The sequence below is a fragment of the Collinsella sp. AF38-3AC genome, from assembly GCF_003474365.1.
Lineage (GTDB): Bacteria > Actinomycetota > Coriobacteriia > Coriobacteriales > Coriobacteriaceae > Collinsella.
Window position 1 is genome coordinate 85416 of record NZ_QROM01000006.1, and the last position, 20574, is coordinate 105989.

A 20574-nucleotide genomic window follows, 5' to 3' on the forward strand; every position below is an offset into this window, starting at 1 on the left:
TGCGGAGAATAAAACCGCAGGTAGACGAGTTGCTAATTTTTCATAAACCAGCGCGTGGACGGACATCGTGGGTTCATCGTAGTAATTCGGCATAGTTTTGTTATGTCACCAATTCGGTGGCATCGAAAAAAAGATTTAGGCATGAAACAGCGCCCGCCGGCGGTGGTGCCGGCGGGCGCTGTTGTGGGCTTAGTGCCTCATAAAGTGGTATTCGATCACATTGCTGTAGGGGTGACCCGGGCCCACAATGCCCTGCGGGAACAGCGGCTGGTGCGGCGTGTCGGGGTACATCTCTGCCTCGAGGGCAAAGCCGGCGCCCCAACCATAGTTGGCATCGTCCTTGGCGTGCTCGTCGCCCAGCCAGTTACCGGTGTAGAGCTGAACGCCCGGTGCGGTGGTGTAGTAATTCAGCTCGCGGCCGGTCCACATCTCCTCGACATGCAGGGCGCGACGCAGGTTGCGGCCGTACTGATAGCCATCGATGCACAGGCAGTGGTCGTAGCCGCGTGCCTGCTTAATCTGCGGGTCGTCGGCTTCCATGCCGGGCGCGACGGGGCGCAGCTCACGGAAATCAAACGGCGTGCCCTCGACCGGAGTGATCTCGCCGGTGGGGATGTTCTGCTCGTTGATGGGCAGGTAGTTGGCAGCGTTGGCAACAAAGAAGTGCTCACAGTCCATGCCGGCGTTATGGCCGGCAAGGTTAAAGTACGTGTGGTTGGTCATGGACACGTAGGTGGCGCGGTCGCTCTCGCAGCCATACTCGATGCGAAAGACGCCGGTGCGTGTAACGGTAAACACGGCCGTAAAGGTTCGGTTGCCGGGCAGGCCAAGCTCGCCATCCTTAAGCGAGGTGGTCATGCGCACAGCATTGTGGACCTCGTCGAGTTCAACATCCCATACGCGCTTGTGCAGGCCGTGCTCAAGATCGCTGTGCAGGTTGTTGATGCCTTCGTTGGTGGGCATATGCCAGTCCGTGCCGGCGATGGTGATCGTGGCGCCCGCGGTGCGGTTGGCCACGGGGCCGATGGTCGCGCCAAAGCAGGCGGGGTTGTCAAAGTAATCCTCGAGCTTATCGAAGCCCAGCACCACATCGCGCACGTTGCCGGGAATGTCGGGCACATCGATACCCAGCACGGTGGCGCCATAGTCCATAATGCGAACGCAGATCTCGGGCCCGTTGAGGGTGTAACGATGAACGGGGGTACCGCACGGCGCGGTGCCGAAAAGCTCGGAAGTGATCATTTGGTTCCTAACATCGAGATATTTCGGACAAACTGTAGCGCGAACAGGTGAGATTATCACTACACCCCACTAAAGCAGGGAGTATTTTCTCAAAAAAGTGATGATTGACTTACTGCGGACAAACAAAAAGAAACCCGCCGGGATGCGACGGGTTTCTTCCACAGGGGATATGTGGCAATTGGTTAGGCGTTTGCCTTTGCGGACTCGGCTTCCTTGGCAGCCTTGAGGTCCTCTTCGGTAAACTTGCCGGTGGTGAGCGGCGAGAGGGTGCACTTATCCTGCTTCGCGTACTCGATGTTACGAGCGATCATCTGCTTGCGATACCAAGCGAAGAGCGCGACGTACACGACGATGGCAACGACAGTGGCGATGATCATGGTCACATCGCCCGTGGTCGCCTTGCCCACGAAGAAGGCCAGGAACTTCTCGACAGGTCCTTCCATGGTGGTCTGAGAGATCAGGCCGGTAACGCCGTCGGGGAAAGCGCCGACAGTCTTAGCGGTAAAGGTGACGAAGTCGGCGACAAGGGTGCCAGCGCCCAGGAAGACGGGCAGCAGGACGGCACCGATAACGACCATGCGAATCACGCGGCCGCGGGTAACGACGAGCAGTGCCGGCGTCAGACCCATGGCGATGATGCCGCCGAGCGGCAGCAGGCCGTTCCAAGTACCAGTCGGGGAGAGGGGGCAGGGAACGTTGGCGAGCAGCAGAGCCTCACCCAACATGATGGGGGCAAGGATGTTAGCAGCAGCCCAGATCTCGGCGCGGCCGGCGATGAAGGGCCAGTCGAGGCCGACGTTGAGGGTGCGACCCTGGAGCCACTTGCTGTTGTTGGCAAAGTCGGAGATGCCCTGAGACAGCGGCTCAACGGCTGCGATGAACCAAGAACCGATCATCGAGAACAGCTCAAGGCAGGTTGCGGCGGTAAAGGCGAGCGTGCAGATCTGCTGCGGGGTCTGGTGCGAAAGAAGGCCGACGAAGACACCCAGGTAGATACCAATAGCAAACTTGGAGCCCCAGAAGCCGATCATGTTGTTGAGCTTGGCAGCATCGAAGTCGTACTTATCGAGGAAGGGGAGCACCTTGTCGATGATCTTGTTGAGCAGCATGGCCAGCGGGTTCATCATGTAGTTCATGTGAGTCGTGGTCATGGGGTTCTCCTCGGGAGCACCCAGAAGGTCGTTGAACGTGGGTTTCATGAGGTCGGAGTTCATGATCTTCATAACGCCGACGAAGACAACGAGCAGCGTGGCGACGACAATGTTGGCGCCAAAGTAGATGCAGGCAAGGCCGACAAAGGCGAGGTGCCAAACGTCAAAGATGTCGACGTCGATGGTGTTGGTCTTGGCGAGCACGATCATCACGATGTTGACGATGACAAGGACCATCAGGAAGTACAGCGTGTAGGGAGAGCCCCAGGTGATGGTGGCCAGCGGTGCCCAACCCACGTCGGTAACGGTGAGCTGAAGGCCGGTGGACTCAACGAACGTCGTCATGGCGCTCGAGAAGGCCGTCGTCAGAATGTTGATGATGGCGCCGATGCCGGTAATGGCGATACCGAGCTTAAGACCGCCCTCGAGGGCCTTGGTAAACTTAACTTTGAAGAGAAGGGCAATAACCGTCAAAACGATGGTCATCATAGGGGCTGCGCCAAGGTCGATCAGCGGCTGAAAGACGGCGTTAGCAAACCCGATAACTGCGTCCATGTCTCCCTCTTTCCGATAAGAGAATTTCCTTTTCCGTATGTTGCTTTAAAAAAGGAAGATGCCGTTCCCGGTCGTCATCTTCCTAAAAGCCAAAGATTGTGCAGAGCGAAGCTGCATAAGATTAGTTGAGACCCTTTTCCTTGATAATGGCCTCAATCTTGTCGTAAACCGGCTTAGCCATGGCAGGCATGCGATAGAGAATCGGGCCGGCGTCGACGATCGGGGTCTTAACCTCAAAGCCAAAGTCGGTCTTGGCGATCTGTGCGAAGATGTCGTACTGAGAGAGCATCTCCTCGTTGACGTCCTTGATCATCACGGCGTCGCAGTGCAGGTTGTAGCCGCGATTCTTGAACTCGGACTCGATGGCGTCCTTGATCTGGTGGCTGGAGTTAACACCGGCGCCACAAGCTGCGAGAACCTTAATCATGATAAATTCCTTTCTCTATGCGGGGTGTCCCGCGGATTCCTAAAAGTGATTGGCTAGTCGGCAGGGAAGTTGTCGACCAAGAATTGATAGATGGCCTTGGTGTCGGTCATGGAGAACAGCTCCTTGACGCGATCGGTGCCAAGAGCGTTAACGAAGTCCATGATCTTGGCGAGGATGCCCACCTGGGCCTCCTTGTCGTCGTTGAGAATCATGAAGAGGAACGAGACGGGGAAGGTCTGCGAAGGGTCGATCATGGAGTGCCACTCGACGGGGGTCGTCAGCTTGACGGGGACGATGCGACGGGTGTGAACGAACTCGACCTCGGTGTGAGGAACGGCAAAACTGGGCAACTCGGGGTCGACGATAGACATATCCATGCCGGTGGGGTAGCCCTTTTCACGCTCGATGATGTTCTCGAGAAACGCGGGTGCAACATAGTTTTTGAGTGACAGCTTATTGGCGATCTCGGTAAAGACCTCTTCTTGCGTGGTGCGGTCGCAAACAAACACGGTGTCTTCGAAGAACAGATTGCTCTTTGCGGACATGTCTGCAACTCCTTCCGTTTCATGCAGATCGAATGTGTTCGAATCTGTTTGTTTAAGTTGCCTGTTATTTAAGTTCAAGAGAATTAGTGTGTCAATCTGTTTTCTATTGTTCGGGAAAGTTCAATTTGCTTTATTGAGGTGCATTGGATTGAGATGATCTTAAAATTGCAGCTTTTTGCCTATGTATAGCTGAAGTTGTGACGTCGAAGCATTTCGTTATTCAACGTTTGGCGTTTACTATCCTACCGTTCACCGGGAAAAACCGACCGTTTAGAGTGAGTGAGCATAACTGTTCGATTACTATAAATGTGAACAAAACCACTCAAAGGAGTAAAAATGATCAAGGCGGAGCGTCAGGATAAGGTTCGTCAGCTGCTCGAGGAGCAGGGTACGGTCTCGGTCAAGGAGATTTCGGATGTGCTGGGCGTTTCGGACATGACGATTCGCCGCGACCTCGAAGAACTTGCGAGTCTGGGCGAGATCGAGCGCGTGCACGGCGGTGCCCGCAGTGCACAGGGTCGTCCCCACGCTATGTTGCGCCATGAGTATTCGCACAGCGAAAAGCGCACTAAGCATGCCGAGGAAAAGCTGCAGATTGCGCGCCGTGCTGTGGAGCTTATCGAGGAAGGCTCGACCATCTTTTTGGGCACGGGCACCACGGTTGAGCAGATGGCCTCGATGCTGCCGACGTTTCGCCTGCGCATTGTGACCAATTCGCTTTCGGTGTTTAACCTGCTCGAGGCGCGCGAGGACTGCGACTTGTGCCTCGTGGGCGGTATGTACCGTCGCCGCACCGCCGCTTTTGTGGGACCAACGGCCGAGGATACCCTGCGCGCGCTGGGCATCGATGCGGCGTTTATCGGCGCCAACGGCATTCTGGATGGCGACGTGTCTACGTCCAACATGGACGAGGGCCGTATCCAGCAGCTCGCCTTTAGCAAGGCGGACTCGCGCTATCTGATCGCCGACTCCAGCAAAATCGGCAAGCGCGACTTCTACACCTTCTGCCGCCTGGACAATTTGGACGCCGTGGTGTGCGAGCCGGGTATTACCGCCGAGGACCGCACTGCCATCGAGGAGCACACGCAGGTCATTTGCTAGCTAACGCTGCAGGCGATACTTCTGCCCTCTGCCGGCGCGGGGATTATCGCTTCACAATGACGCGCAGAATGACATGCATATGCGCTCGGGCCAAGTATTCAGCTTGTGGGCTAGACCAGGCGGGCGTAGTCCTGTGACTGATGAAAGATGTGGGCGATATAGATTGTTTCGTGCTCAAACTTGTATAGACACACGTAGTTGTTGACGGGAAACGATCGGTAATTACGTGCCGCCAGCTCTTGCATGTGCGAGAGGGGACGTAAAAGCGGCTGCTCGCGAAGCAGATCAAGCTGATATTCAAACTCAGCGACAAAATTGCCTGCTGCACGCGGATTCTTGAGGATTTGAGCAAGGTATCCGACAATACTCTCGTACTCATATCGCGCGCTTTTGAGGATTACGACGTTATAGGTCATATTTGTCTCGTATCGAAGCCGCGAAGGATTCGTAATCGCTGTAGTCGCCTTGCGATATTTCGTCTTCTGCCAACATCATACGAGACAGCAGTTTTGCCTTGGCGATTTCTTCTTGCATGAGGCGATACTGGTCGCTGCTGATGCAGTGCATGGCCTCGTAGCCGTTCTTGGTTACGGTAACGTCGCGCTCAGACTCAACAAGTGCGGTGAATGTGGCGGTGTCCTTCATGTCTCGGACGGGCACACAAGCGGACATGGGTACCTCCTTTGCGTTGGGACACAATTGTACCACGGTATAATAAAACATCGGCTTCGTCGAATTATCTCAATCTATAACAGTTGGAAGTAGAAAACCGGGTTAGATGTTACAGATCGAGATATTCTGCTTCGGGCTACCCGTTTGTCTCGATCTGTAACAGGTAGGGCCGGAATACTCGGTTACGTGTTACAGATCGAGATCTTCAAGTTCGGGCCGCTCAAAACGAAAAAGGCCGCATGCGAACCCGTGGAGGGATTCGCATGCGGCCGACAGGGGGTACGCGGCTTAAACTAGGCCATGAGCAGGCCGGTCTCCGCGACGTTCTTGTACCAGTACGCGCTCGCCTTGGGATAGCGCTTCTGGGTCTCAAAGTCGACGTAGAACAGGCCATAGCGCTTGTTATAGCCGTTGGTCCAGGAGAACTGGTCCTGCAGCGACCACACAAAGTAGCCGTCGACGTTCACGCCGCCGTCAATCGCCTTGAGGATCCATGCGAGATGCTGGCGCATATAGTCGATGCGAGGGGCGTCGTCGATAAAGCCATCCTCGAAGTCGTCCTTATAGCCCATGCCGTTCTCGGTGATGTAGATCTTCTTGTAGTTGGGGTAATCGTTCTTAATACGCAGCAGCAGGTCGTAGAGGCCCTCGGGATAGATGATCCAGTCCCAATCGGTGGTGGGTACGCCTTCGCGCACGCATGACTCGCCCACGCCCTTGAGGAACCAGCGCGAGGAGCCCTTGTCACCGGTGCCATTGTGGTTGATGTCATTTTCGCCCTCGGCGGCACGCAGGAACTGGCACTTGTAGGTGTTGACGCCCAGGCAATCGTTGTAGGGGAGCGCGGCGGTCAGCGCGGCGATGTCCTCGTCGCGGACGTCGAGCTCGCCGCCGGCGATATGGGACAGCTTGGTCGCAGCCTCCATCGTGTCGGCGGCATAGTGGCCGCGGAAGGTGGCGTCGAGTACCCAGCGGTTGTTGATGACGTCGGCCATGCGAGCTGCCTCGCAGTCGGCGGCGTTGTTGGGGTCGAGGGGATACTTGGGCTCCAGGTTCTGGACAATGCCGATCTCGCCCTCAAAGCCACCCTCATGGAAGGCGACGACGGCCTTGGCGTGGGCCACCATCATGTTGTGCATGAGCTGGAAGGCCTTGTCCAGGCGATACTTCTCGCCGTGCGGCCAGTTGCCGACGATAAAGCTGCCCTCGGCGGTCGCGGGAATCTCGTTAAAGGTAAACCAGTGCTTGACCTCGGTGAACTCGGCAAAGCAGAACTTGGCGTACTCGACAAAGGCGTCGATCGTCGTGCGCGTCAGGAAGCCCTCGCCGCCGTTCTGGTAAAAGGCCTCGGGCGTATCAAAGTGATCGAGCGTGACATAGGGGATAACGCCGGCTTTATTGCAGGTGGCAAAGAGCTCGTGATAGAAGGCAACACCCTCGGGGTTAATCTCACCAGTGCCGCTGGGGAAGATACGGCTCCAAGCGATGGAGACACGAATGCCGTTGATGCCGAAGCGCTGGCACAGGTCGATATCGACCGGGTACTTGTTGTAGAAGTCGCTTGCGGGATCGGGAGAGAAGCGACCCTGGGCTGCCAGGAAATCGTCCCAGGGCACTTTGCCCTTGCCGTGCGTACGGGTCTCGCCCTCAACCTGGTAAGCAGCGGTGGCGCCGCCAAACACAAAGCCGTCGGGGAACTGCATGGGGTTGGTCATGAGTCATCCTTTCTGTGGGATTCGAATAGGGAGAGGTGCCCGAACTGGGGATCCGGGCACCAACAGAGGGAGGAACCTAGTCGAGGTTCTCGCGGAGCCACTTAATGGCGCCGGCGGGGTCGCGAGTAAGGTCGATATATTCCTTACCGCGCGGGGCGAGCAGCTTGATGCCCAGACGATCGGTGTCGGCCTTCATGTCGTTGTAGTAGCTACGAACCTGCGGGGCAAGCACGATAACGTCGTACTGGTCCATGATGGCAGTGTGCTGGCCATAGGCGCCTGCAGAGGAAGCGATGTTCTCTCCGGTTTGTGCGGCACCTTCCTTGATGGCGTTGGCGAGCATGGCAGAGGTGCCGGCGCCGGCGCACAGGACGAGGACCTTCAGGCCATCGACATCCTTCTTGGCGGATGCATCGGCAGCGGGCTCGGGCTCGGGCTGATCGGCGACAGGCTTGCTGTCGGCGGCGGCAACAGTCGTCTCGACGGAAGCGGTAGCCTGCTCGACAGCGGGCGCAGAGGGCTTGGCGGCGATGGCAGCGGCACCATTGGACTCGAGACCCAGCTCGGCGGCGCGCTCGGCCTCCTGGTCGCAGAGCAGCTTATCGTATGCCTTCAAGAACGGCAGGTAGATGATGGCGTCCAGCAAGATGATAATCGCGACAAATACCAGGGCGATAAGCTGGAAGTTCGTGGTGATGAAGATGCCGATGGGGGCGGGGGTAGCCCAAGGCACCACGAAGGAGAAGCCGTTCATGCCCACGTTATCGATAAAGAACTTGGCAACACTCACGTTGACGCAACCGGCGGCAACAAAGGGGATGAGCATGTAGGGGTTAAGGATCATCGGCGCGCCAAAGAGCAGCGGCTCGTTGACGGCGAAGGCAACAGGAACAATCGAGGCCTTACCGACGGCTTTGAGCTGCTTGGACTTCATAAAGAGAATCAGCAGAAGCGGCACGATGAACGTGGCGCCGGTGCCGCCGAACTCACCCACGAGCGACATGTTAAAGGTGAGGGAGTGGGCGGGGTGACCGCCTGCCAGCAGAACCTGCAGGTTCTCGGCCTGGTTGGCAAGACGGATGGGGTCGATGCCCGGCTGGACGATCGAGGGGCCGTGGACGCCGATGAACCAGAAGAACGCGGTGGCTGCCTGGATAAGGATAAGGCCAGGATAGGTTTCTGCGGCGGTAAAGAGCGGGGAGAGCAGTTTGATAAGCAGCTCGGAGAACGGAACGCCCATGAGGTTGCGCACGACGACATCGATGATGCCGCAGATGATGACGGCGCCGCCAAAGGGGATGATGTCGCGGAAGTTCTGAGCGATGGCCCCCGGGACCTCCTTGGGTAGCTTAATAGTCAAATCGCGCGAGACACAGAATTTGTAGACCCACACGGTAATGAACGCGGCGATATAGGCCGAGAACAGACCGCGCGTGCCCATGCTGGTGCAATCGAAGACCGAAAGTTCGGAGCCGTTGAACTTGGTGGTGAACTGCGTGACTGCGAGCAGCAGCATGCTGCACTGGGCGGCCACCATGGTGGAACCGTCGTTGAGCACTTTGCCGGCGGGCATACGACGGTTCATGGAAGCCGTAAAGTTCTTGGCAGTGGTGCCGGCGACCATGATGCCCATAACGCCCATGGTGAAGTTGTACAGCTTGTTGCACCAGTCGATGAGCGGTTGGGGCAGCGTGATGCCAACTACGCCAGGAAGGGTGGCGATCAACAGAAAGATCGAAGAGGTGAGGACGATGGGCATGCACCCAAGGAATCCGTCCTTAATGGCCTGGAGATAGATGTTCCTCGAGATCTTCTCAAAGAACGGCTGATGCTTTTCGAGCATCTTTACGATGGCGTCCATAGAGCTCCTTTGCTGCTTGATGCGCGATGCATGTGGATGGAACTGGTCGTCGATGGATGGTCAGGACTGCCCGGAAACCTTCCTGCTTAAGGAAGGCATTGCGAAATGACAACGTTGTCATTTCGTTAATGACAACGTAAGACATTTTTGGAAGAGCAACAAGGATTTACGGGTGAGTGGTCGATATTGTCCGGTAAACGGTTGATTTATCAGTCAAGCAGGTAGTGTATGCTAGAACGCAAAAAACAAGCGATGCAAGACCGACTGGAGAAGTAGTGGCAACGATGGACAAGAAAAATGTCTCAATGAATGATGTGGCAGTTGCCGCGGGTGTTTCTCTCAAGACGGTTTCGCGTGTGATCAACGAGCCCGATAGCGTGCGAGAGTCGACACGCGATAAGGTTCATTCGGCCATGGAGGCGCTCGGGTTTCGAACCAACTTTGCCGCGCGTTCGCTCAAGTTGGGCCGTTACGGGTGCATCGGCGTCGTGCTGTTTCACTTGTCGGGCGGTGCCGTGGACATGATTGACGGTATCGCCGATGCCGCCGAAGAACGCGGCTTTGCGCTCACGATGATCAAAAAGCGGGCAGGGGAGAAGATGACCCTTGCCGATGCGGCGCGTAGGATGTCGCAGCTGCCTGTTGATGGCATGATCTTCAACCTGCGTCAGATGGTCGATGACTTTGATACCTTTGAGGCACCGAAAGACCTCAAGACGGTGATTATCACGCCGATGGAGCATCCTACCTGCTCTACCGTTAGTGACGATCAAGAGGGTGGCGCGCGCATGGCGTGCGAGTACTTCTTGAATCGTGGGCACAAGAACGTGTACTTCGTCTCTGGTAAGAAAGAGTCGCTGTCGAGCCAGTGTCGTATGAAAGGTTGGCGTGCGGCACTCGAGGCGCGTGGCATTGAGCCGCCCGAGCCTCTGCAAGGCGATTGGAATGCGGATAGTGGCTATGCCGCGGGCCTTGTGCTTGCCGATAAACCCGATTGCACGGCGGTCCTCGCTGCTAACGACTGCATGGCAAACGGCGTGATGATGGCTCTACGTGATAAGGGTCTGAGTGTGCCCGACGACGTGTCCGTGATCGGCTTCGACGATGAGCTCTACAAGACGATTCCCAACTCGATTCTGACGTCGGTGAAGTTTCGCCACCGCGAGCTGGGCATCCGTGCGCTTAACGAGGTCGTCGCAGGTCTGGAAGCCCCGAGCTCCAGAAGCCGTACGCTCGTCTCGGGCGTGTTGGTCGAGCGTTCCAGCGTAAAGGACTTGCGGGCGTAGACGTGCTCGGCCTATTCCGTTTGTCTCAATCTGTAACAGCTAGGACCCAAAAACTCGGCTAGATGTTACGGATCGAGATTTTTGGCCCGGCTTATTTCGTTTGTCTCGATCTGTAACAACTAGACGGTCAAAAGTGGTCTACGTGTTACAGATTGAGATTTTCGGCTTGGCCTGTGCGTTCATCTCGATCTGTAACAGATAGGACCGAAAAACTCGGCTAGATGTTACAGATTGAGATGAACAGGAGGACGGGTGCGGTCTAAACAAAATGGCCCGCGCATCACACATCGATGCACGGGCCATTTATTGTCTGCAAGCGGCAGGTGGTGTCAGCGTCTTATGCCTCGAGGTTTTCCTCGATCCAGGCGACGGCGCCCTTGGGATCCTTAGTGAGGTCGATGTACTGTTTGCCCTTGGGCGACAGCAGCGTGATGCCCAGGCGGTCGGTGTCGGCCTTCATCTCGTTGTAATAGGTGCGAACCTGCGGAGCCAGGACGATGACGTTGTACTGGTCCATGATGGCGTAGTGGCTGCCGTAGGCACCGGCGTTGGCGGTAATGTCGATGCCCAGCTCGTCGGCGCCTTCCTTAAGCGCGTTGGCGAGCAGTGCAGAGGTGCCGGCGCCAGCGCACAGAACCAGAACCCTCAGATCCTTGCCCTTAAGGGCGGACGGAGCTGCGGAGGCCTCGGTGGCAGAAGCGGTCTCGACAACAGGAGCCTCAACGGCGGGGGCGGCAGCGGTCTTGACGGCCTTGGTCTCCTCGGCCTCTTCTTCGGCCAGGGTCTCGGCCTCCTGCTTGCACAGGACGTTGTCGTAGGCCTTGCAGAACGGGTAGTAGATCAAGAAGTCAACGACCAGCAGGACGACAACCAGGACCAGAGAGATCGGCTGGAAGTTGGTGTCGATGAAGGTGCCGATCGGTCCGGGGAGTGCCCACGGCATGGCATAGATAAAGCCGTTCATGCCCAAAAAGTCGATGAAGAACTTACCAATGAGGACGTTGGCCACGGGGGCAAACAGGAACGGGATCAGGAAGTACGGGTTGAGGATGATGGGCGCGGCGAACAGCAGCGGCTCGTTGACGGCGAACATCACGGGTACGACAGAGGCTTTGCCGACGGCCTTGAGCTGCTTGGAGCGCATAAAGAGCAGGAAGATGATCGGGACAATGAACGTGGCGCCGGTGCCGCCGAGTTCGCCGATGTAGTTACCGAAGTTTTCGGTCAGGGCGAGGGCGGGGTGACCGCCGGCCTGCAGCGTGGCGAGGTTGGTGGTGATGTTGCCAAACAGCGCGGCGTTGAGGGCAGGCTTAACGACCGAGGGGCCGTGGATGCCCATGAACCAGAACAGCGGGATCATGAACCAGATGAGGGCGAGGCCGGCATAGGAATCGGCAGCGGCGAACAGCGGGCTCACCAGCGTGGAGATGACGTTGGCAAACGGGACGGCCAAGCAGGTGCGGCAGATAACGTCGATGACGGCGACAAACAGGATGGAGAAGCTGAAGGCGAAGATGTCGCGGAAGTTCTGGGCGATGGCGCCGGGGACTTCTTTGGGCAGCTTGATGGTGATGTCTCGCTTAATGCAGAAGGCATAGATGTTGACCGTGGCAAATGCGGCGACAAAGGAGCTCAGCAGGCCCTTGGTGCCCATGTTGTCGGTAAAGAACACCGAGACATCGGCGCCGTCGATCTTGGCACTCGTCTGGGTAACGGCCAAGATGAGCATAGCGCACATGGCGGCGACCATGGTGCTCGTGGCGTTGATGGCCTTGCCGGCAGGCATGCGGCGGTTCTTGGAGCCGGTCAGCGCGCTTGCGGTGGTGCCGGCGACCATGATGCCCACGACGCCCATCGTGAAGTTGTAAACCTTGTTGCAGAAGTTCACGACGTCGACGTTCCACCAGTCGGGCAGCGTAAAGCCGCCGACCGTGGCGACAACGCCCGGCAGGGTCGAAATAAGCAGGAAGACAGAAGAAGACAGGATGATGGGCATTGCTGCCAAAAAGCCGTCTTTAATGGCCTGAAGGTAGATGTTCTTAGAGACCTTGTCGAAGTACGGCTGACCTTTCTCCAAGAACTTAACGATCGATTCCATAGTTCACGCTCCTCTTTGCATGAAATCTTAATGGCATGGACGTTGAAAACCTATATGGTCTCCCGCTTGCTAAAAGCCCGGGTGCAGGCGGGGTCGGTCCCAGGGGGAGAGAGGGGAGCGGCTGGGTTTGTATCGCATAGGGCCGCTCCCTTCTCGGGGGAAAGCGAGGCGATGCGCTACTGCGCGTCCGCCATAGTGTCGGCGAGCTCCTTGTACCAGAGTGCCGACTGCTTGATGTAACGTTTTTGCGTGTCGAAGTCGATGTAGAACAGGCCGTAGCGCTTGTTATAGCCATTGGCCCACGAGAACTGGTCCTGCAGGCTCCAGATAAAGTAGCCCTGGACGTCGACGCCCTCGGCGCGCGCCTGGAGCACCTTCTCCATGTGCTGGTCGACAAAGTCGATGCGCTCGGGATCGGCGACGATGCCGTTTGCGTCGGGCTCGGGGTCCTTGTGGCCCAGGCCGTTTTCGGTGATATAGATGACGGGGAGGTTGGGATAGGTGGCGCTGATGTGCTTGAGCGTGTCGTAGAGGCCTTGCGGGTAGATGAGCCAATCCCAGTCGGTGGTGGGGATACCCGGCATATCGACCTGCTGCCCGACGCCCTTAAACTTAAAGCACGAGGTGCCCTTGTCTCCGGTGCCGTTAAAGCTGTTGGTGGACTCGCCATCGTAGGCGGCGATAAACGCCGACTGATAGTAGTTGAGGCCGAACATATCGTTGCGGGGCGCCGCCTTGGCGAGCTCCTCCATGTCGCTGTCCTCAACCGTAAGCGTGGCGTTGTTGGCACGCAGAATCTCGTTGATGAGTGAGAGGGTGCGCGCGGAGTAGTGGCCCAGGAAGGCGCCGTCCATGATGAAGTCGGTGTAGAAGGCGTTGTACAGGTCGGCGGCGTGCTGGTCGGCGGGCGAGTCGGTGGCAGGATATGCCGGCGTCAGGACGTTGACCATGCCAATGCGGCCGCCCAGGTGCTCGGTCTCGTCAAGATCCTTATACAGGTTGACGGCGCGGGCGTGGGCAACGAGCTCGTTGTGCTGGCTCTGGATGCCGCTCGTCACATCAAAGTGATGGTTGGGCGGGAAGTTGCCTTGGATGTATTGGGAGTGCGAGAGGCTGATGAGCTCGTTGATGGTGAACCAATTCTTGACCTCGCGGAACTCGCGGAAGCAGAACTCGGCATAGCGCACATAGGCGTCGACGGTCTTGCGGTTGAGCCAGTCGCCCTGGTTGAACAGGGCGGCGGGGGAGTCAAAGTGATGCAGGGACACATAGGGCTCGACGCCATACTTTTTGCAGCAGGCGAACAGCTCGTGGTAGTGCTTAACGCCCTCGGCGAGGGGCTCGGCATCGTCGCCGTTGGGGAAGATGCGGGTCCAGGCGATGGACACACGGATGGCGTTGAGCCCATGCTCGGCAGAAAGGCGGATATCCTCCTCGTAGCGGTTGTAGAAATCACTGGCCGGGTCGGGCAAAAAGCGACCCTGGGCGACAAGGTAATCGTCCCACATGGTCTTACCCTTGCCTGCCACCTTCGTGGAACCTTCCGTTTGGTACGCGGCGGTTGCGGCGCCCCAAACAAAGCCCTTCGGCAGCTGCTGTACGCGGTTTAGCAAAGACATATGCATACACCCTCTCGTCTCGCTGTTCGATATTGTGCGTTTGTGCTCAGGAGGCTCCCTGGTTAGCGTTCAGCGGTGAAAAAGCCCGATAAACACTATCTTAAAATGATTAGAACCAAAATGAGCACGTGAACATTTGACAATGAGCACGTTAACATCCGGCTGGGATGTATAGAAACAAAACAACTTCAAACAGCCGCGAACGGTTGTATTTGTTCGGTAAGCGGTTTTGATTGACAGAAGTTTTCATGTTGTGGTATATGGCTCGGGTATCATGAGCACGTTATCAATGTATGTACGATGCGCCATGGGCGCGGGGAATAGTTGGGAAGCAGGTTAGCGTGGAAGGCATGGCTCAGCGGACAAGGAATGGTCGTTCGGCGAGCGCGGCAGAGGTTGCGGCGCTCGCTGGCGTGAGCCGCCAGACTGTGTCTCGCGTGGTCAACGGTATGCCCAACGTGACGGAAAAGACGCGCAAGCGTGTGCTGGCCGCCATGGAAGAGCTGGGCTTTCGTCCCAATTTTGCTGGAACGGCGTTGCGCGGCGGGTCGTATCGTTCTATTGGCCTGTGCATGTACAACATCACACGTGTCGGTAACCTGGCGACGCTCGAGGGTATCATGCAAGCGGCGCGCGAGCACGATTTTGCCGTCACTATGATCGAGATGGGCGGCGACAAGCCCTATGCACTTGCCGATGCCTCGCGCCGCATGGTCGAGCGACCCGTCGACGGCATGATTCTCAACATGAACCGCATGGCTCCCGATTTTGAGGAGTTTGTTCCCCAGCCGGGAGTGCGAACGGTCATCCTGTCCATGTATGCGCATCCGCGCTGCACGACGATCGACTCCGACCAGTATGGTTCGTGCGAGCTGTTGACCAATTATCTGCTGGAACATGGTCACTCGAATATGCGGTTTGTGGCGGGTCCGGAAAACTCGATTTCCTCGCGTTTTCGTGAGGCCGGTTGGCGCGATACGCTGGGTCGTGCTCATGTCGATGCCGCTCCGATGCTGCGTGGCGATTGGAGTGCGGACAGTGGGTACGCCATGGGCGAGCGGATTGCGGCCGAGGTGCTTGCCGGCGGGTCGCAGACGCCGACTGCCGTGCTTGCGGCAAATGACCAGATGGCGCTGGGCGTTATCGCCGCGCTCGAGAACGCGGGCCTGTCCGTGCCCGACGACGTGAGCGTGGTTGGTATCGACGACGCACTCGAGGGACTTGTTCCTCACAATCGGCTGACGACGCTGCGATTTGATTTGCGCGGTGTCGGTAAGCTTGCGTTTGAGGCGGCGATTGGAGAGAGCTCGTCTATCGAGGCGATTCATGTGCCGAGCACGCTGGTCGAACGCTCGACTGTTAGGGACATACGGGGTTAGGTCCTACTCCGTCTGTCTCGATTTGTAACAGGTAGACGGTCAAAAGCGGGCTACGTGTTACAGATTTAGATTTTTCGGAAAGAGCAATCCTGTTCGTCTCAATCTGTAACAGCTAGGACCCAAAAACTCGGCTAGATGTTACAGATTGAGACAAACGGCTTCCGACCTGCACAAAAAGGCCGGGGGGCGGCGCGCCGTGTGACGTGCCGCCCCCGGCTGAGAAATGGGGACAAGTTATGTGAGCGGGGCAATGCCGCTCGTCGCGAGCCGCTAGTCCAGACGGCGGGTCTGCGCTACGTGCTTGTACCAGTAGGCGCTTGCCTTGGGCGTGCGCTTCTGGGTTTCAAAGTCAACGTAGAAGAAGCCGTAACGCTTGTTGTAACCATTGGTCCAGGAGAACTGATCCTGCAGACTCCACAGGAAGTAGCCGCCCACGTTGACGCCCACCTCCATGGCCTTGAGCAACCAGCGCAAGTGCTGCTCGATGTAGTCGATGCGCGGCTGATCGTCCACAAAACCGTCCTTGTAGGGGTCCTTGTAGCCCATGCCGTTTTCGGTAATGAAGATCTGCTTATAGTTGGGGTAGCGCTGCTTAATGTAGACGAGCAGATCGAACAGGCCCTCGGGATAGATGATCCAGTCCCAGTCGGTGGTGGGGATGCCAGGCTTGTTCACATGCTCGCCAATACCCTTAACGCGCCAGCGGCCGGTGCCCTTCTCGCCCGTACCGTTGTGGTGCAGGTCGTTCTCGCCATCGTAAGCCTTCAAGAAGCGGCACTGGTAGTTGTTAACGCCCAGGTAGTCGTTGTAGAGCGCGGCCTCGCGCATAATCTCGAGGTCCTCGTCCAGGATCTCGATGGTGCCGCCCGAGACGGCAGCCAGGCGGTTGGCGCACTCGAGGGTGTCGGGGGCATAGTCGCCGCGGAAGGTGGCGTCGAGCAGAAACTGGTTCTGCAGCACGTGCTCGTTGTTGGCGGCTTTGATGTCGGCGGGGTCGTTCTCGTTGAGCGGATACTTAAACTCCAGCGACTGAATGACGCCGATCTTGCCCTTAAAGCCGCCGTTGTGGAAGGCCAGCACGGCCTTGGCGTGGGCGAGCATCATGTTGTGCTCGCACTGGAAGGCCTCGGCCAGATGCGCCTTGACGCCACCGGGGAAGGTGCCCTCGATGTAGGTGTTGGAGGCGTCGGCCCAGATCTCGTTAAAGGTGAACCAGTAGGTCACCTGGTCGGCGTACTCCTTAAAGCAGAAGGTGGCAAAGTCCACAAAGGCGTCGATGGTCTCGCGGTTGAGGAAATCGCCCTTCTCAAAGAGGGGCAGCGGCGTGTCAAAGTGATGCAGCGTGACGAACGGCTCAACGTGGTGCTTATGGCACTCGGCGAAGAGATCGTGATAGAACTGGACACCCTCGGGGTTGATTTCGCCGGTACCGTTGGGAAAGATGCGGCTCCAGGCGATGGAGAGGCGAATGCCGTTGATGCCGAACTCCTCGCACAGCTCCAAATCGACGGGGTACTGGTTGTAGAAGTCGGAAGCGGGATCGGGGGAGAAGCGCCCCTGGGCCTCCAGGAAGTCGTCCCAGGCAACCTTGCCCTTACCGTGGGTACGGGTCTCGCCCTCTACCTGGTAGGCAGCGGTGGCGCCGCCAAAGACAAAGTCCTCGGGAAACTGCGCAGGCGGGTTGGTGACGCTAGCAGGGTTAACGGACATGATGATCCAATCGTCTAAATCGAAGGGCCAGCCGGCTGCTGATGGTCGACTGGCCCTGAGCATTACTTACTTCGACAGCTGCTCGGAGACGAAGGCGAGAGACTTGTCGCCGTTCTGGGAGAGCTCGATGTACTGCTTACCGCGGCAGGCGACGCACTTGTTGCCCACGCGCTCGCAGTCCTTCTGCAGGTCGGCCAGGTAGCTTGCGGCCTGCGGGGCCAGGACGACCAGGTCAAAGTCGGGGAGCATGTCAACGTGGTTGCCATAGGCCTCGGCAGCGGTCTCAAGATTGATGCCGCGCTCTTTGGCAGCCTTGGCCAGCGCGTTGGCGAGAAGGCCCGAGGTACCGCCGCCCTGGCAGAGCACGAGCACGCGCTTGCCGTTGAGGTCGCTGGCGGCCGTTGTCTCAGTGGCGACAACGGCGGGAGCGTCGGCCTTCACGGCCTCGACAGCAGCGCCGGCGGCAACGCTCTTGGCGTCAGCCTTGCCCTGGAAGGCATCGTTGAGCTTAGCGGCCTTCTCCGCGTTCTTGGCGGCGAGCTCCTCCTGGGAGATCTCGGCCTCCTCGGCGCACTTCTGGGCGTCATAGGCACGGAAGAAAGGGTAGTACAGGGCAAAGTCGACGACCAGGATAAGGGCGAGCATCACAAAGGCGAGCGGCTGGAAGCCCAGGCCCATGATGGTGCCAATGGGGCCGGGGACGGTCCAAGGCAGGGTGTACATAAAGCCGTTCATGCCCAAGAAGTCGATAAAGACCTTGAGGATCCAGATGTTGGCGATCGGGGCAAAGACAAACGGGACAAAGAAGACGGGGTTGAGCACGATGGGCGCGGCGAACAGCAGCGGCTCGTTGACGGCAAAGCACACGGGGACGATGGCGGCCTTACCGACGGCGCGCATCTCCTGGGACTTGGCCAGGAAGCAGAACATAAAGACCAGGACGAGCGTGGCGCCGGTACCGCCCATGCAGACGACGAAGTACTGGGCACCCTGGGTCAGGACAGCGGAAGCGTGCTGGCCAGCCTGGAACGCAGCCAGGTTGTCGGTCATGTTGGCAACGAGCGCGGCGGCGATGGCGGGCTCGACGATCGAGGGGCCGTGGACGCCCACGAACCAGAACAGGCTCATGGCGCCGTAGATCACAGCGAGGCCGATGTAGCCATCGGCAGCGGTGAACAGGGGCTGGAACACCTGGATGACGCCCTGGGCAAAGCAGAAGCCAAAAGCAGCGCGGAAGACGATGTCAAAAACCCAAAAGACGGTGATGCAGACGGAGAAGGGGATGATGTCCTTGAAGGTCTGCGAGATGTTGGGCGGAACCTGCTCGGGCATCTTGACGGTGATGTTGCGCTTAATGAAGAACTTGTAGATGATGCCGGTCACAAACGCAGCGATGAAAGCGGTCAGCAGGCCCTTGGAACCAAGGTAGGTCGTGTTGAAGCCGCTGGCGGCGTCCGTGGCGATCGTGTCGCTCGAAAGGAGCAAGAAGCCGATGATGGCCGCGCACATGCACGAGATGAAGTTGATCTGGTTGTTCTTGGGCAGATCGCGGTTTTGAGCGTCGGCGAAGTGCTTGGCCGTGGTGGCGGCGCAGGCGATGGCCAGGATGCCCATGGAGTAGTTGTAGCACTTCCACAGGGCGTTGTTGATGTCATCGGGCCAGTAGAAACCCCAGATGTTGGGGACCGAGGCTACTAGGCAGAAGATGGACGAGAAGATGATGATGGGGATGACGGAGATAAAGCCGTCGCGGATCGCCTTGAGGTACTTGTTGCGGGCGATCGCGTTGAAAAAGGGCTGGCCCTTTTCGATGATGGCGATGAGTTGCTCCATGCAATGCTCCTAAGAGTCGGTGGGTTAGCAACGATGGTAGCTTTTGACTTTCGGTTGCCAAAATGTTGACGTTGCCATTTTGTGACACAAAAAAAGAAGTGAACCGGTGGTTCCTGTGCCTGCGAACCGTCGATTTCTTACGCGTAAACGTTTGAGCCGCCCGGTGGCTCTGTGTTTGCACAATGGCAACGTTAACATTTGGGCGACAAAAGCCGTTCGGGGAAGCAAAAATGTCGGTGAACGGTAGGTTTTGGGTGGTGAGCGTATGGTGGGGGAGGCGTTGGATATACTTGAAGGCGTTAAAAATGACTGCGCAAGGTGCCACCAATGGCATCGTTGACATAGAAAGATCGACCTATGGCCGCTGTTAAAAAATCGGTATCCGTCAAAGACGTAGCGCGCCTCGCGGGCGTCTCGGAGCAGACGGTCTCGCGCACCGTGCACGATTCGCCCAGCGTGCGCCCCGAGACCAAGGAACGCGTGCGTGCCGCCATGCGCGAGCTGGGGTATCGCCCCAATTTTGCCGGTCGATCGCTGCGCCGCGGTAAGTTTAAGACCGTCGGCGTCGCCATGTTCAACATTACCGGCACCGGCAATCTCGACCGTATGGAGGGCTTTGCCGCCGCGGCCGATAAGCACGGCTATGCCATCACCCTCACTAAAGTAGACGGGCATCCGTATACCCTCGAGAGCGCATCGTCGCGCATGAGCGCACTGCCAGTGGACGGTATGGTTGTGATCATGAATCGCATGCCGGCAGACTTTGGCACCTTCGAGCCGCTGCCCGGCATGCAGACGGTGCTCGTTACGATGTTGGAGCACCCGCTCTGTTCAACGGTCGATAACGACCAGTTCGATTGCTCGCGCCAGGTGGTCGAGTACTTGCTGGAGCGGGGGCACAAGACCGTGCACTTTATCTCGTGTCCCGAGCGCTCGCTTTCGGGCATGCGGCGCGAGGAAGGCTGGCGCGAGACATTGCGTGCGCATGGCATTGAGCCACCGCGACTTATCCGTGGCGATTGGACGGCGCAGAGCGGATATGCCGCAGGTCAGGCCCTGGCGGATGATCCGACCTGCACGGCCATTTATGCCTCCAACGATGCCATGGCCTACGGCTGCATTCGCGGGCTCGAGTCGCGCGGAAAGCGCGTGCCCGAGGACGTGAGTGTGGTGGGTGTTGATGACAGCCTGGGCGATATCGTGCCCGACCGTCGCCTGACCACGGTGCGCTTTGACAACAAGCGCGTCGGCATGTGGGCGGTCGACAAGATTGCCGGCGCCGAGGGCGTTGCGCCCGGTGTGGAGCACATGCTGTTTCCGGGCGTGCTCGTCGAGGGCGATACGGTGCGCGATGTACGCTAGGGCGCAGGTCTGTTTGGG

The 20574-nt window shown here is 58.0% G+C and carries 16 protein-coding genes; 4 read left to right on the forward strand and 12 right to left on the reverse strand.

The window, feature by feature from the left end:
* Positions 1-189: 189 nt before the first annotated feature.
* The 4 genes from DW029_RS05545 to DW029_RS05560 form a co-directional block, all read right to left on the reverse strand.
* The gene (locus DW029_RS05545) at positions 190-1242 is read right to left on the reverse strand and encodes an aldose epimerase family protein (RefSeq protein WP_118345499.1); all 1053 of its coding nucleotides are present in this window, start codon (positions 1240-1242) and stop codon (positions 190-192) included.
* A gap of 182 nt (positions 1243-1424) precedes the next feature.
* Positions 1425-2948, reverse strand: coding sequence for a PTS transporter subunit IIC (locus tag DW029_RS05550; RefSeq protein WP_118345500.1), 1524 nt, complete (start codon positions 2946-2948; stop codon positions 1425-1427).
* A gap of 121 nt (positions 2949-3069) precedes the next feature.
* Complete coding sequence (locus DW029_RS05555) at positions 3070-3375, reverse strand: PTS sugar transporter subunit IIB (protein WP_117716300.1); 306 nt, start codon at positions 3373-3375, stop codon at positions 3070-3072.
* Positions 3376-3428: 53 nt separating this feature from the next.
* On the reverse strand, positions 3429-3920 hold the full coding sequence (locus tag DW029_RS05560; protein WP_118345501.1) for a PTS sugar transporter subunit IIA: 492 nt from the start codon (positions 3918-3920) through the stop codon (positions 3429-3431).
* Between the two features lie 336 nt (positions 3921-4256).
* On the opposite strand from DW029_RS05560, the gene DW029_RS05565 reads away from it, so the two are divergent.
* On the forward strand, positions 4257-5021 hold the full coding sequence (locus tag DW029_RS05565; RefSeq protein WP_118345502.1) for a DeoR/GlpR family DNA-binding transcription regulator: 765 nt from the start codon (positions 4257-4259) through the stop codon (positions 5019-5021).
* 110 nt (positions 5022-5131) lie between these two features.
* Here the strand turns inward: DW029_RS05565 and DW029_RS05570 are convergent, their stop codons facing one another.
* From DW029_RS05570 to DW029_RS05585, 4 genes are all read right to left on the reverse strand, one after another.
* Entirely contained in the window at positions 5132-5437 is a 306-nt protein-coding gene (locus DW029_RS05570; RefSeq protein WP_117583553.1) for a type II toxin-antitoxin system RelE/ParE family toxin, read from the reverse strand.
* Positions 5427-5693: a type II toxin-antitoxin system Phd/YefM family antitoxin gene (locus tag DW029_RS05575; RefSeq protein WP_117735487.1), complete on the reverse strand. Its 267-nt coding sequence runs from the start codon at positions 5691-5693 to the stop codon at positions 5427-5429. The genes DW029_RS05570 and DW029_RS05575 overlap by 11 nt, the downstream gene beginning before the upstream one ends.
* A 293-nt stretch (positions 5694-5986) precedes the next feature.
* Positions 5987-7408, reverse strand: coding sequence for a 6-phospho-beta-galactosidase (gene lacG, locus DW029_RS05580; RefSeq protein WP_199582551.1), 1422 nt, complete (start codon positions 7406-7408; stop codon positions 5987-5989).
* A 76-nt stretch (positions 7409-7484) separates the two neighbouring features.
* Complete coding sequence (locus DW029_RS05585; protein WP_118345503.1) at positions 7485-9269, reverse strand: PTS lactose transporter subunit IIBC; 1785 nt, start codon at positions 9267-9269, stop codon at positions 7485-7487.
* Positions 9270-9553: 284 nt separating this feature from the next.
* Between DW029_RS05585 and DW029_RS05590 the strand changes: the two genes are divergently transcribed.
* Positions 9554-10555 carry a LacI family DNA-binding transcriptional regulator gene (locus DW029_RS05590; protein WP_147351878.1) on the forward strand — a complete coding sequence of 334 codons (1002 nt, stop codon included), beginning with the start codon at positions 9554-9556 and terminating at the stop codon, positions 10553-10555.
* Positions 10556-10892: 337 nt separating this feature from the next.
* On the opposite strand, the gene DW029_RS05595 is transcribed toward DW029_RS05590, so the two are convergent.
* Positions 10893-12653 (reverse strand): PTS lactose transporter subunit IIBC, encoded by a 1761-nt coding sequence (locus DW029_RS05595; protein WP_022094682.1) that lies wholly within the window; start codon positions 12651-12653, stop codon positions 10893-10895.
* 176 nt (positions 12654-12829) lie between these two features.
* Positions 12830-14278, reverse strand: coding sequence for a 6-phospho-beta-galactosidase (lacG, locus tag DW029_RS05600; protein WP_006234822.1), 1449 nt, complete (start codon positions 14276-14278; stop codon positions 12830-12832).
* Between the two features lie 344 nt (positions 14279-14622).
* On the opposite strand from lacG (DW029_RS05600), the gene DW029_RS05605 reads away from it, so the two are divergent.
* Positions 14623-15651, forward strand: coding sequence for a LacI family DNA-binding transcriptional regulator (locus DW029_RS05605; protein ID WP_233539395.1), 1029 nt, complete (start codon positions 14623-14625; stop codon positions 15649-15651).
* 270 nt (positions 15652-15921) lie between these two features.
* Here DW029_RS05605 and lacG (DW029_RS05610) read toward each other — a convergent pair whose 3' ends face one another.
* The gene (gene lacG, locus DW029_RS05610) at positions 15922-17361 is read right to left on the reverse strand and encodes a 6-phospho-beta-galactosidase (RefSeq protein ID WP_022094685.1); all 1440 of its coding nucleotides are present in this window, start codon (positions 17359-17361) and stop codon (positions 15922-15924) included.
* Between the two features lie 66 nt (positions 17362-17427).
* Positions 17428-19194 (reverse strand): PTS transporter subunit EIIC, encoded by a 1767-nt coding sequence (locus DW029_RS05615; RefSeq protein ID WP_118345505.1) that lies wholly within the window; start codon positions 19192-19194, stop codon positions 17428-17430.
* Positions 19195-19551: 357 nt separating this feature from the next.
* Here DW029_RS05615 and DW029_RS05620 point away from each other — a divergent pair, with 357 nt between their 5' ends.
* A complete protein-coding gene (locus DW029_RS05620) occupies positions 19552-20556 on the forward strand; it encodes a LacI family DNA-binding transcriptional regulator (protein WP_006234826.1) in 1005 nt (334 codons plus the stop codon).
* Positions 20557-20574 lie beyond the last annotated feature (18 nt).